General features: G+C 40.0%; 12 protein-coding genes and 5 tRNA genes. 9 read left to right on the forward strand and 8 right to left on the reverse strand.

The annotated features are described in order from the left end of the window. Positions 1-46: 46 nt before the first annotated feature. From J2S07_RS17975 to J2S07_RS17990, 4 genes are all read right to left on the reverse strand, one after another. Positions 47-658, reverse strand: a complete 612-nt coding sequence (locus J2S07_RS17975; RefSeq protein ID WP_307151806.1) for a spore coat protein — start codon at positions 656-658, stop codon at positions 47-49. Between the two features lie 150 nt (positions 659-808). Next, the gene (locus tag J2S07_RS17980) at positions 809-2110 is read right to left on the reverse strand and encodes an NCS2 family permease (RefSeq protein WP_307151794.1); all 1302 of its coding nucleotides are present in this window, start codon (positions 2108-2110) and stop codon (positions 809-811) included. 212 nt (positions 2111-2322) lie between these two features. Next, positions 2323-3321 carry an inorganic phosphate transporter gene (locus J2S07_RS17985; protein WP_307151795.1) on the reverse strand — a complete coding sequence of 333 codons (999 nt, stop codon included), beginning with the start codon at positions 3319-3321 and terminating at the stop codon, positions 2323-2325. A gap of 12 nt (positions 3322-3333) precedes the next feature. Then, on the reverse strand, positions 3334-3951 hold the full coding sequence (locus J2S07_RS17990; RefSeq protein WP_307151796.1) for a DUF47 domain-containing protein: 618 nt from the start codon (positions 3949-3951) through the stop codon (positions 3334-3336). A gap of 328 nt (positions 3952-4279) precedes the next feature. Here J2S07_RS17990 and J2S07_RS17995 point away from each other — a divergent pair, with 328 nt between their 5' ends. Then, positions 4280-5344, forward strand: coding sequence for a cytochrome-c peroxidase (locus tag J2S07_RS17995; RefSeq protein ID WP_307151797.1), 1065 nt, complete (start codon positions 4280-4282; stop codon positions 5342-5344). A gap of 247 nt (positions 5345-5591) precedes the next feature. Here J2S07_RS17995 and J2S07_RS18000 read toward each other — a convergent pair whose 3' ends face one another. After that, positions 5592-6470 (reverse strand): RluA family pseudouridine synthase, encoded by an 879-nt coding sequence (locus J2S07_RS18000; protein WP_307151798.1) that lies wholly within the window; start codon positions 6468-6470, stop codon positions 5592-5594. 109 nt (positions 6471-6579) lie between these two features. Between J2S07_RS18000 and J2S07_RS18005 the strand changes: the two genes are divergently transcribed. Beyond that, positions 6580-6978, forward strand: a complete 399-nt coding sequence (locus tag J2S07_RS18005; RefSeq protein ID WP_307151799.1) for a YhcU family protein — start codon at positions 6580-6582, stop codon at positions 6976-6978. A gap of 51 nt (positions 6979-7029) precedes the next feature. Here J2S07_RS18005 and J2S07_RS18010 read toward each other — a convergent pair whose 3' ends face one another. Further along, a complete protein-coding gene (locus J2S07_RS18010) occupies positions 7030-7500 on the reverse strand; it encodes a thioredoxin family protein (protein ID WP_307151800.1) in 471 nt (156 codons plus the stop codon). Continuing rightward, positions 7497-7937 carry a disulfide oxidoreductase gene (locus J2S07_RS18015; RefSeq protein ID WP_307151801.1) on the reverse strand — a complete coding sequence of 147 codons (441 nt, stop codon included), beginning with the start codon at positions 7935-7937 and terminating at the stop codon, positions 7497-7499. The genes J2S07_RS18010 and J2S07_RS18015 overlap by 4 nt, the downstream gene beginning before the upstream one ends. Positions 7938-8129: 192 nt before the next feature. Here J2S07_RS18015 and J2S07_RS18020 point away from each other — a divergent pair, with 192 nt between their 5' ends. After that, positions 8130-9860: a phospho-sugar mutase gene (locus tag J2S07_RS18020; protein ID WP_307151802.1), complete on the forward strand. Its 1731-nt coding sequence runs from the start codon at positions 8130-8132 to the stop codon at positions 9858-9860. Positions 9861-9917: 57 nt separating this feature from the next. Here the strand turns inward: J2S07_RS18020 and J2S07_RS18025 are convergent, their stop codons facing one another. Beyond that, the gene (locus J2S07_RS18025) at positions 9918-10166 is read right to left on the reverse strand and encodes a YhdB family protein (protein WP_307151803.1); all 249 of its coding nucleotides are present in this window, start codon (positions 10164-10166) and stop codon (positions 9918-9920) included. Positions 10167-10368: 202 nt separating this feature from the next. Here J2S07_RS18025 and J2S07_RS18030 point away from each other — a divergent pair, with 202 nt between their 5' ends. The 6 genes from J2S07_RS18030 to J2S07_RS18055 all read left to right on the forward strand — a co-directional run bounded on the left by J2S07_RS18030 (position 10369) and on the right by J2S07_RS18055 (position 12480). After that, positions 10369-11781 (forward strand): SpoVR family protein, encoded by a 1413-nt coding sequence (locus tag J2S07_RS18030; protein WP_307151804.1) that lies wholly within the window; start codon positions 10369-10371, stop codon positions 11779-11781. A 150-nt stretch (positions 11782-11931) separates the two neighbouring features. Continuing rightward, positions 11932-12006: transfer RNA gene (locus J2S07_RS18035), tRNA-Glu, on the forward strand. 43 nt (positions 12007-12049) lie between these two features. Continuing rightward, positions 12050-12122: transfer RNA gene (locus J2S07_RS18040), tRNA-Ala, on the forward strand. 36 nt (positions 12123-12158) lie between these two features. Further along, a tRNA-Met gene (locus J2S07_RS18045) sits at positions 12159-12235 on the forward strand. Positions 12236-12245: 10 nt separating this feature from the next. Further along, positions 12246-12338 (forward strand) — tRNA-Ser (locus tag J2S07_RS18050). A 65-nt stretch (positions 12339-12403) separates the two neighbouring features. Further along, a tRNA-Asp gene (locus J2S07_RS18055) sits at positions 12404-12480 on the forward strand. Positions 12481-12587 lie beyond the last annotated feature (107 nt).

Below are 12587 nucleotides of genomic sequence, written 5' to 3' on the forward strand. Positions count from 1 at the left end.
TAATGACGATATTAAAAAAGAGGACCCAAAAGTGGGTCCCTTTCTTTTATTGCAATGGTGGTTTCATTTGATTAGGCATTTCAGGTGCAGGTGCGAAGGAGTTCAGCATCTGTTGCATATCCTGCTGGCTAAATTGCGGTACCTGGTAGTAGCCCTTTTTGTTTTGATAAAGGAATAGCTCATAAGCCATTTCGATATGATTCGGAATACTATCGGCTAGAACACGTCTAACGACAGGATTTGTACATTCAGCTGCTGCCATCGTCATGCAGCTAGCTAATGATTTCATACAGGACATCATGATCCCAGAGGTACATTTGTCACCGATTTGAGAGAGCTCTTGATTTGGTTTTGTTGGCTGTGACGGGGACAACCCATACTTTACCTCGTTCGACTGATCCATAAGATAGGTAGAGGTTTTCTGAGAAGGCTCTTGTCCCGTCTTAAAGGACTCGACTAGAATATTGTATTCATTGGTCATAAATTGTCTTTGGCGCTGAAGAATATCCATTAGCTCTGGGTCCTTTATATGCTGCTCACACATTAAATATTCATTGAACGCCCCTGTAAAACCAGACAGCACTTGATGAGTATCAAGGATTTCGTGTGCTCCGTGATTCATTTGACCTGTAAAACCTGTCTGCATCATTTGATTCATGGGTTGCTGTTGTTGTCCATTGCCGTAAAACTGTTGCAAATTCTTGTACCCCCATAACTTCAGAATTTGTAGGCATGTGGCCATACATCATTATTATGGACTTTTCTCCTTCCTTCATGCTTTCTAAAAGCTGTAAAAGCAGAAGAAACTTTAGTGTGGAAGGAATACAAGCTGATAAAAGAAAAGAACAGCAAATACATAAATTAATGGGTGAACCTGACGCCATTGTCCTTTGAAAATTTTGAGCAGAGGATAGGAGATGAATCCTAAGGCAATCCCTGTTGCTATGCTTGAAGTTAAAGGCATCGCCAAAATGATTAGAAACGCAGGGAATGCTTCATCTAGTTCGTTCCATCTAATATTTGAGATGGACCCCATCATTAGGCTTCCGACAATAATTAAGGCTGGAGCTGTGATCGAAGCCAGTCCAGATACAGCACTCACAAGTGGTCCAAAGAAGGCCGCTACACCAAATAGGGCCGCCACGGTAACAGAGGTAAGACCTGTCCGACCGCCAGCTGAAACTCCAGAGGATGATTCAATGAATGCTGTTGTTGGACTAGTCCCAAACATAGCCCCAACCGTAGTAGCAACAGAATCGGAAAGCAATGCTTTACGAGCATTTGGCAAAGAGTTTCCCTTCATTAATCCCGCTTGCTGAGCCACACCGATCATGGTTCCAGTTGTATCGAAAATGGTCACAAGCAAGAAGGAAAATACAACAGCATAGAGCCCGTGTTCAACCACCTGACCGATGGCTTCAAAAGGATTTGAAACGATAAATCCTTCAGGTAAGCTCGGCTTTTCGATAAAGCCAGCGTCAAAGGATAGATGCCCTGTGAATAAAGCGATGATTCCCGTCACAATCATGCCAAAGAATAAAGCCCCATGTACCCGCAATGTCATGAGTATTAAGGTTACAGCTAGGCCAATGAGGGTTAAATAGGCCACTGGATCACGCAAATCTCCTAAGGCAACAAGGTTTGTCGGATGATCGGTAATAATCCCTGTTTGACGTAGACCAATAAATGCGATAAAGAGACCAATACCTGCGCTTATTCCGTGCTTCAAATTTTCAGGAATAGCTTCAATTAGCATATTTCTTAAAGGTGTTAATGATAAAATAACAAAAATGATACCAGCAACAAATACTGCAGCAAAGGCAGTCATATAGTCAATATTTCCATGACTTCCAACAACGGAATACGCAAAATAGGCATTCAAGCCCATCCCAGGTGCAATCGCAATCGGATAGTTCGCGAATAAACCCATCCATAAGGTACCGACAATCGCAGCAATAATGGTAGCGGAAAATACCTGTTCAAAGGGAACACCCGCATCAGCTAAAATAATCGGATTAACGACCACGACATAGACCATCGTAAAAAATGTTGTAATTCCGGCTAGAACCTCAGTCCTAACATTCGTTTGATGCTCTTTTAATTTAAACATGACTGACCTCCAAAAACACGAACGTTTTTAAAACACATTCTCTATAATATTCGTTTCACATGGGGAATACAAGGTCTAAATCGAATATTTTCTTCTATTTTTTCTACTTAACCTACTAAAGGGAGCGTATTCTTTATTATTTTGCTATATTCTGTTCATTTTTATGAATGGCCTTCAACAAAAAAATCGGGTGTGGGCACCCGATTTGTCAATTAAAAGAATAGATTTATGATAAAATAGCAAATTGCCGCCAAAAACGCAGAAATAGGCAAAGTTATTACCCAAGTAATAAGCATTCTTTGGGCTGTTCCCCATTTTACACCCTTCACTCGATGAGCTGAACCAACTCCGAGAATAGAAGAGGAAATAACGTGGGTAGTACTTACTGGCAAATGGATGAATGTAGCTCCAAATATAATCATCGCTCCAGTTAAATCAGCAGCAACTCCATTAACAGGACGAATTTTCATAATTTTCCCACCGACGGTCTTGATGATTTTCCATCCACCGATAGAGGTACCTAGTCCCATTGCTGTTGCACAGGATAATTGCACCCAAAATGGAACATCATTAGTTGAGATATAGTTGTTCGCGATCAGTGCCATCGTAATGATCCCCATTGCCTTTTGAGCATCATTGGTCCCGTGTGTATAGGATTGAATGGCAGCTGTAGCAATCTGGAATAAACGAAAATTACGATTGGTCTTGGCAAGATTGTTATTTTTGAAAATGACCTTAAAAATGCTATAGACAATATATCCCACTCCGAAAGCCAAAATGGGTGACAGGATAAGGGCTTCCACGATTTTAATAAAACCATTGTAATTTAAAGAGTCAAAACCAGCAGCGGCGATCGCGGCACCAGCAATAGCCCCAATGATCGCATGGGATGAACTGGAGGGAATTCCAAAGTACCAAGTAATCAAGTTCCAAGCGATGGCTGCGATAAGTGCCGCCAGGATAACCACGGAACCATTCTCGAGGTTGAACGGATTAACGATATCCTTTGTAATCGTTTTTGCAACTCCGGTAAATGAAATCGCCCCTAGAAAATTCATGAGGGCTGCCAGAATAATTGCTTGACGCGGCCTTAGTGCCTTTGTTGATACGGCAGTCGCAATGGCGTTCGCTGTGTCGTGAAATCCGTTAATAAAATCAAATGTCAATGCCCCGATGACAATAAGGACGGTAAGAATTAACATAGGCTCCATATTAAAGTCTCCTTAGGCATTTTTCATAACAATGGTTTCAAGCGTATTGGCTACACCCTGACAGTGATCAGCGATTTCCTCTAATGTTTCATATATTTCTTTGTATTGGATAATGCGAATGGGATCCTTCTCCACCGAGAATAAATGCTTAATGGATTGACGTAACACTCCATCACATTTGGATTCATAATCCTTAATTTTGATCGCGTGCTCCCGAATTTGATGAAGCTTTTTTGTAGTCATCAGATCGATCGATGTGTCAATTTCCACTGTACAGGCCCTAATGGCCTTAACAAATTTAATCATGTATTCATCTGCTTCTGTCATGGAATACATTTCAAATAATGCAGCACAGGCTTCAAACCCGTCCAGTACATCGTCCATACTCATGGATAATTGCAGAATATCCTCTCTTTCAATAGGTGTGATAAACACTTTATTCAGTTCTTGAATGGTTTCATGAACATATGTATCGCCTTTTGTTTCATATTCTTTCATTGTTTCGAAAAATATTTTTAAGTCATTCACATTCCGAATCTTATAATCAGCAAAAAAGTCCGCGCCTTCTCTTAAATTTGTGGACATGTTTTTCAACAAAACTGAGAACTTATCTTGCTTCTTAAAAGCCATTGGTTTACCCCCTATAAATAGTGAACCTTAGTTTTTATATTTCCAAACTAGTTAATTTTATATTAAAAAAAGTAAAAAATAAACGAATTCCTTCAAATTTTTATAAAAAAATGTGGATTCATGTCTGCGTGGGAGTGAATTTGTCGAAAAATGTTATCTAATATGACAAACGTGTCAAACTATCTTTGTGACATATTTCACATTATTTTCAAAAATGACTCGAAAATAATAATTAATCTAATTATATAATATCTGTAATTGGATGAAATATTTGGATAAGTCGCGACGAAAAATTTTCAGCCAATAAAAATTTTTGGGGGATTAAACAATGAAAAGTTTGAAGCTACTATTCACTCTTTTTTTCGCTCTTGCGCTGTTGGCAGCATGTAATAGCAAAGACGATGCCAGTGCACCAGTAGACGATCAGAAGAAAGAACCAGCAACAACAGAGACAGAAGTAGATAAAGAACTAGAAGCTGCTAAAGCAAAATTCGAGCCTCTTGGTGATATTCCAATTCCAGAGGACAATGAAATGACAGATGAGAAACTTGCTTTAGGTCAAATGCTATATTTTGATGAAAGATTATCAGGAGATAACACATTAAGCTGTGCTTCCTGTCATGCTCCAGCAGCTGGCTATGGAGATAATTTAGCAAAGTTTGTCGGTTTCCAAGGCTTTAATGGTCCGAGAAACAGCCCGACTATTATTAATGCGGGATATTACAAAGAGAATTTCTGGGATGGACGTGCTGGGAGCTTAGAAGAACAAGCTGTTGGACCGATTACAGCAGCAGGGGAAATGAATCAGGATTTAGATGAATTAGTTACGGAATTAAGTGCAGTACCTGGCTATGTCGATGAATTCAACAAAGTATTTAATGATAAAATTACAGCAGATAATATTGCCAAAGCAATAGCTGCATTTGAAAGAACGATTGTCGTAAAGGATACTGCTTTCGATAAATACCTTGCTGGAGACGATGATGCGATTTCTGCTGATGCTAAAGAAGGTATGAAGCTTTTCGTTGGAAAGGCAAGCTGTATCTCATGTCATGCTGGTCCACTTCTTTCTGACCATAACTACTATAACTTAGGTATGGAAGGCGACGATGGAAGATTCGCTGTTACGAACCAAGAGGTTGACAAAGGAGCATTTAGAACAGCTGGTCTTCGCGGTATTGCTCATACTGCACCGTACATGCATGATGGTAGCCTGGCAACATTAGAAGATGTTGTGAACTATTACAATGCAGGTGGAGGCGCACATCCGAATAAGAGTGCGTTAATTAAGCCATTAGGATTAACAGATGAAGAGGTTGGCTATCTTGTTGCTTTCTTAGAAAGCATGAGCGGTGAACCACCAATGTATGAAAAACCTGAACTACCACAATAAACAAATTAGGCCTTGGAGATTTCTCTCCAAGGTTGTTTTTTTGTTTTGGACAAAATAATCAAGGGAAAAAGGTATTTAATCACTTCTCCACACAGAAGAATAAGAAATACTTGATCTGCCATCTTGTTAATTCGATTCCGTATTTCTTAAATTAGCAGAGTGGCGAGGTCCCTCCTTCCATTTAAGAAATACTTTATATAAATGGAGCGCCCCATATCCATAGAGGGCGCTCTTTTACTTCGAAGGGCTATTCAAATGTTGAAGGAGATGAAACTTCAATGCTTTCCAACGTAAAAGGATGGATGAATTGAAGTCTCGCTGCATGGAGTGCGAGTCGTTTGGAAGTAGGGCTATTCCCGTATAAAGCATCACCTATAATGGGATGTCCAATCGAGCTAAGATGTACCCGAATTTGATGGGTCCTGCCGGTGTCCAATTGACATTTAACCTTGGTCGAATTTTTGTTGAATTCCAGTACTTCAAAGTGAGTAACAGCAGGTTGACCATTTGGTGAGACCCGTCTTTTTGTTGGATGATGCCGGTCGCGACCGATGGGTGCATCGATCGTTCCTTTTTTCCTTTTCATTCGACCCTGAACGAGCGCTTCATAGTTTCTTTTTATTTGGCGTTCTTCGAGCATCCTATCCAATATGGCACCAGCTAATTTGTTCTTTGAGAAAAGAATCACCCCTGATGTATCCTGATCCAATCGGTGAACATGCTTAATATGCCGAAACTCTCCCTTAGCCTGCAAATGAAAGGCAACGGCATTTGCCAATGTTTCTGTTTCATCAGGTGTGTTTGGATGGGTCTTGAGCCCTGGTGGTTTGTTGGCAATAAGTAAGTGCTCATCCTCATAGAGAATATCCATTTCAATATAGGTTGGGGGAACTCCAAAATCTTGCTCCTGAAAGAGTCTTATATTAAGACGATCCCCGATATTCAACGGGATATTCCACTTCGCTTGCATATGATTGATGGTGACTTCTTTTTCCATTCTAAATTGATGGGTAAGCTTCCTAGGGGCTTTCCAGACCTCCCAAAATAATTGCTCTAAAGTGATTCCTTCCCATTGGGAAGGAATGATTAATTCGAACCAATCTCCTTTTTTGGAGGTAACGATCATATGGATCTTCCTTTCTAATGCCTTAAATTACCACGGTAAACTTAACTTTTTCTATGTTATTCTTAACATATATGACAAATAGATTACGGTTATTAAAGGTGGGTTATCAGTGAAGATTGTTTTTGCGTCTACACCAGACCAAGAAGAAATGATCCGGGAGCTTGTTAAGACGTTTTATCGGGACGTTTTTCCTCTTTATTATTCAGACAAAGACATAAAGGAATTTGAAAATCTAAAAGTGCTACATACTTCTACGAGACATTTCGAATATTTTGGTACTTTAAAGGAAGCTTATCAGGTTATTTCAAGCTTGCAGACCTTAATATCCATATTGCAGTCTCGCGAAAGACAACCAAAATATAAGAAGATCTTTGAAATAAATGCAGAGTTCCTAAAAGAATTTGGGTTATTCTTCCCATTTGATTATGAACACTTTTTAGAAGAAAGAAGTATGAAGGACAATGTGTTTAGTATTTACACAAAGGCAGCCAATGAATTGCTGATCTAGATGTTCAAATAACGATAGGTACCTCGAATAAGATAGGAGGTACCTATTTTTTTACTTGCTATTTTCTTTAAACCACTTTTCAAAGACTTCTTTTTCTTTATATCCCACGATGCGCTCTGTTTCTTTGCCATCCTTAAATTGAACAATCGTTGGTGTTTCCTCGATCCCGTACTGATCCCAGCCATTCTCGAACTCAAGAATGTTAAATTGCACAAGGTCGACTCCCATTTCTTCAGCTAAAGGAGCGACAATTGGGGTTGTTCGCTTACAGTGTGGGCAGGTTGGGCTATAAAAATAGACCGTGACATCTTCTTTATTATTTAGCTTTTTCTCTAATTCATCAGGTAATATAAGGTTTTGGTAGTTTGGATCATCGAGCTGTGCCACTGTATCTGGATGCAGCGTTTCTTTCTTGTATTTATTATCCTCTGAAACCTTTTCTTCATTTTGCATCTTCGTCATGATGGCAACTCCTGCGAATAATACAATAATGACAGCAAGAAAAATGATGACTTTCTTCAATTATATTCGACCTCCTTTGTCTTCTTCCAAATCACGAAGCTACAAACAAAAATAATGATAAATGCAGTTAATGCAAGGAACGGAATCGTTACAAATCCGAGCCAGTTTATGTAGGCACCAGTGCAAGGAACTCGTCCGCATGCCGGTGCCGCGTCCGCTAGAAAGGAAACCTTCTGCAGACCATAATGGTAAAGAGATGTCGCCGCTCCAATGGCAGAAAGAATCATGGTATATAACGAAATACGATAATCCTTCTTAACGGTAGCTATTCCAAGGATAATAACAAAGGGATACATAACAATTCTTTGATACCAGCATAATTCACAGGGCTCATATTGGCGAATTTCCGAAAAATACAGGCTTCCAAACATCGCAATTACGGATGCAGCCCATGCCAAGAATATAAGTGATTCTCGGTTATCCTTTTTATGATTCATCAATTAATCAATCCCTCGTATAGGTAGTCCTCATTATTTTATTCTGAATAAAGCTGTTTTTCAAATGATTGGATTATTGTTACGAGAATGTCCATAAACAGATGGTTAAAGGTGTTTCTACAATCATGGTCATCAAGATGGAGGTGCGTTATAATGGAAGAAGAATCCAAAATGGTGTGGAGGCTTGTTGTAATGAATTGGAGAAAAAAAGCAGAGAAATGGCTGCGATTTGATGGGTTTGATGAGGGGCTAAAATCACAGCTACGGTCATTAAGCGAAAAGGAATTAGAGGACGCTTTCTACAAGAATTTGGAGTTCGGAACAGGTGGAATGCGCGGTGAAATTGGTGTTGGTACAAACCGTATGAATATCTATACAATTAGAAAAGCATCAGCGGGGCTAGCTAAATGGATCATAGCAAATGGCAATGAGGCCCAAAAACGAGGTGTCGTCATTGCTTATGATTCCCGTCATAAGTCTAGTGAATTTGCACTTGAAGCTGCCAGGACTTTAGCGACCTACGGCATTCAAACCTATGTATTCGATGAACTGCGTCCCACTCCAGAGCTTTCCTTTGCCGTACGTCACATGAACGCTTATTCAGGGATTGTGATCACAGCCAGTCATAATCCACCTGAATATAATGGATATAAGGTATATGGACCGGATGGTGCACAGCTTACATCTGAAGCTGCGGATAAGGTGATTGCCAAGGTTAATGAAATCGACGATGAATTACAGATAGAGGTAAAAAGTGAAAAAGAGCTTAGGGAAACAGAATACATAAAAACAATTGGAGAGGAAATTGATCAAGCCTATCTTGACAGGCTCACGAGCATTTCCGAGAATCCACTTGGAACGAATTCAAAAATAAAAATAGTCTTTACTCCTTTACACGGCACGGGTAATAAGCCAGTACGAAGGGCATTAAAGGCTTTAAATTATGAGCAAGTTACAATTGTTGAGGAACAAGAGCATCCAGATCCCGAGTTTTCGACCGTAAAGAGTCCAAATCCGGAGGAGCATGCTGCATTTGAGCTTGCCATTGAAAAAGGGAAGGAAATCGATGCGGATCTATTGATTGCAACGGACCCAGATGCGGATCGCTTAGGGATCGCCGTGAAAAATTTAGAGGGAGAATATCAGGTTCTGACGGGAAATCAAACAGGCTCGCTTCTCCTCTATTATATTCTTACTGAAAAGAAGAAAAAAAATGCTCTTCCCCCAAATGGGGTCGTATTAAAAACGATTGTCACTTCTGAGCTTGGCAGGGAAATTGCCTCTTCTTTCGGAATCAGCACAGTTGATGTTCTAACAGGCTTCAAGTACATTGCCGAAAAAATCAAGGAATATGAGGAAACGGGTGAGCATCAATTTTTCTTCGGTTATGAAGAAAGCTATGGGTATTTAATTGGTGATTTCGCTCGAGATAAAGATGCAATCCAAGCGGCTTTATTAGCCACAGAGATATGTGCCTATTATAAGGAAAAAGGGATGTCTCTATACGACGCTCTGTTGGAGCTATATGAAAAATTTGGGTACTTTCAGGAAGGGCTCCGTTCACTAACATTAAAAGGGAAGGAAGGGGCTGAACTCATTCAGCAGATTATGACATCCTTCCGGGAAGACAATTTGAAGGAAGTATCAGCACAAAAGGTCGTTAGAGAAGAAGATTACTTAAAAGGAATCGTCATGAGTGAAGCGGGTCAAGAGAAAATCCATCTTCCTCAATCAAATGTGCTGAAATACATCCTTGAAGATGGCTCTTGGGTATGCCTACGACCGTCAGGAACAGAGCCGAAGATAAAGTTCTATTTTGGGGTAAAGGGTGAGACTTTAGAAGCCAGCAGAGAAAAGCTGGAACTTTTGCAAGAGAGCTTTATGAAGATCGTGAATAATAAAATGGAAAAAATAAAATTATAATTGCGAGGGTGTCCAAAATTGCGCTATTTGGACACCCTCTTTTTTTGGTGGAATTCATTATATTGTGTTGACATCAATGTTTTCTTGCTCTGAAAGGTGGTCGTTGGCATGATCGATGTATCTTAACAAGGTATATAACTGTTTTTCGATGACTGAATAATCCTTTTCAAAATTATAGGCATGTAGAAAGTGTTCAATTTTTTTTGATAAAAAATGGTCCTTTGTTCGAACCATCAGTATCAATAAATTATCCCATTCCGACCGATGCGTATAATATAATGCCCGGTCATAATCAATCAAATTCAAATGTCTCATCTCCTTCTGTTTAAGGAGTTGATGTTATTGTGTGAGGGATTCGAAAAAAATCACTCAGCAAAAGTTGGACATCTTGATATGAAGCGATTATCATCATTTACCTGAATAAAGCCGCTGTTCAACCGCTTAACCAGATCATGTTTTTCTGAGGTCTAACATACATTATGGTAAGACTTAGAAGGGGGAGAAGCGGATGAGAGAAGACGAACGAAAAGCCCTTGAATATGCCATTGATGAAATTACCGAAATCGCTTCTGGATTTGGTTTGGATTTTTATCCAATGAGATATGAAATTTGTCCAGCTGATATCATCTATACATTCGGTGCATATGGAATGCCGACTAGATTTTCGCATTGGAGTTTTGGCAAGCAATTTCACAAGATGAAACTGCATTATGATTTAGGGCTTTCCAAAATATATGAGCTGGTGATCAATTCAGATCCATGTTATGCCTTCTTGCTTGATTCTAATTCCTTGATTCAGAACAAACTGATTGTTGCCCATGTTCTTGCCCACTGTGATTTTTTCAAAAATAATGTTCGTTTCCAAAATACAAAGCGGGATATGGTTGAAAGTATGTCTGCAACGGCAGAAAGGATAAGACAGTACGAAATCGAACATGGAAAACATGAGGTGGAGAAATTTCTTGATGCTGTTCTCGCGATCGAAGAGCATATTGATCCTTCATTAATGAGGCCGAAGCTTGCCTGGACATTAGATGACTCAGAGTATGAGGAGGAGGTGGAGCAGTCCACTCCGTATGATGATTTATGGAAATTAGATAAAAGGGATGAGAAAAAAACACAACCAAAGAAAAAGAAAAAGCCATTCCCACCTCAGCCAGAGAAGGATATTCTGCTATTTATTGAGAGCTATAGCCGAGAATTATCGGATTGGCAACGGGATATTCTAACGATGATGAGAGAGGAAATGTTGTATTTTTGGCCGCAGCTCGAAACGAAAATTATGAACGAAGGCTGGGCGTCCTATTGGCATCAAAGAATTCTACGTGAAATGGATTTAACTTCTGGAGAAGCACTGGAGTTTGCCAAGCTGAATGCAGGGGTTGTTCAGCCTTCAAGAACAGGAATTAATCCATACTATTTAGGATTGAAAATTTTCGAGGATATCGAGGAGCGCTATAATCATCCAACGGAGGAAATGAAGGAAAGGGGAGTAAAAGAAAACTCGGGTCGGGAAAAAATGTTTGAAGTACGGGAAATTGAGTCAGACATCTCATTTTTACGAAATTATTTAACAAAGGATCTCGTGCTGCGAGAGGATATGTATTTATTCCAAAAACAGGGTAGGGATTACAAGATTGTCGATAAGGATTGGAAGGAAGTAAGGGACCAGCTTGTAAACATGAGGGTTAATGGAGGATTTCCTTACTTGACGGTGACAAACGGAGATTATCTCAAAAATGGGGAATTGTATATTAAACATTGGTATGAGGGCATTGAATTAGATATTAAGTATTTGGAAAAGGTGCTCCCCTATATGTATCAGCTTTGGGGGAGAGGAGTACATCTAGAGACGATTATCGAAGAGAGGAAAATGTTATTTACTTATGACGGAAAAGGAGTTCATCGAAAGTATATATAGTTTTGGATCACAGTGGGGGCAAGGATCTTCCGCTGTTTTTTTATTATTATGGCAATAAGTTTTTTTAAAAGAAATTTTTAAAATTAGCATTGACGGTAGTTGATAATGATGATATATTGAAATAGTTGTTTTTGAAGATTGATAAAGCATGGCCCGTTGGTCAAGCGGTTAAGACACCGCCCTTTCACGGCGGTAACACGGGTTCGAATCCCGTACGGGTCACCAGTACTTTTTTACATAGCTAAAAATGTTCCTTAATACTCAGAATGGGGCCTTAGCTCAGCTGGGAGAGCGCCTGCTTTGCACGCAGGAGGTCAGCGGTTCGATCCCGCTAGGCTCCACTTTGTTTTTCTTAGAAAATTTATAGAAATTAATATGGCGGTGTAGCTCAGCTGGCTAGAGCGTACGGTTCATACCCGTAAGGTCGGGGGTTCGATCCCCTCCGCCGCTACCATGAATATGTTGGAGGAATACCCAAGTCCGGCTGAAGGGATCGGTCTTGAAAACCGACAGGCGGGTCAAACCGCGCAGGGGTTCGAATCCCCTTTCCTCCTCCATAAATATACTTAATCTCCTTATGTCGATAATATGGAAGGTTAATCTCCTTACGTCGATTAAGTTTGGTCCGGTAGTTCAGTTGGTTAGAATGCCTGCCTGTCACGCAGGAGGTCGCGGGTTCGAGTCCCGTCCGGACCGCCATTACATATTTTATGGCTCAGTAGCTCAGTCGGTAGAGCACGATGAATAAGCTTCTGAGAAATAGCATCCAGCGTACTCATCGAGTTGCTTCTTGAGTTATCTTTCTG

Origin of the sequence: Anoxybacillus andreesenii (genome assembly GCF_030813005.1) — a bacterium.
GTDB classification, from domain to species: Bacteria; Bacillota; Bacilli; order Bacillales; family Cytobacillaceae; genus Robertmurraya; species Robertmurraya andreesenii.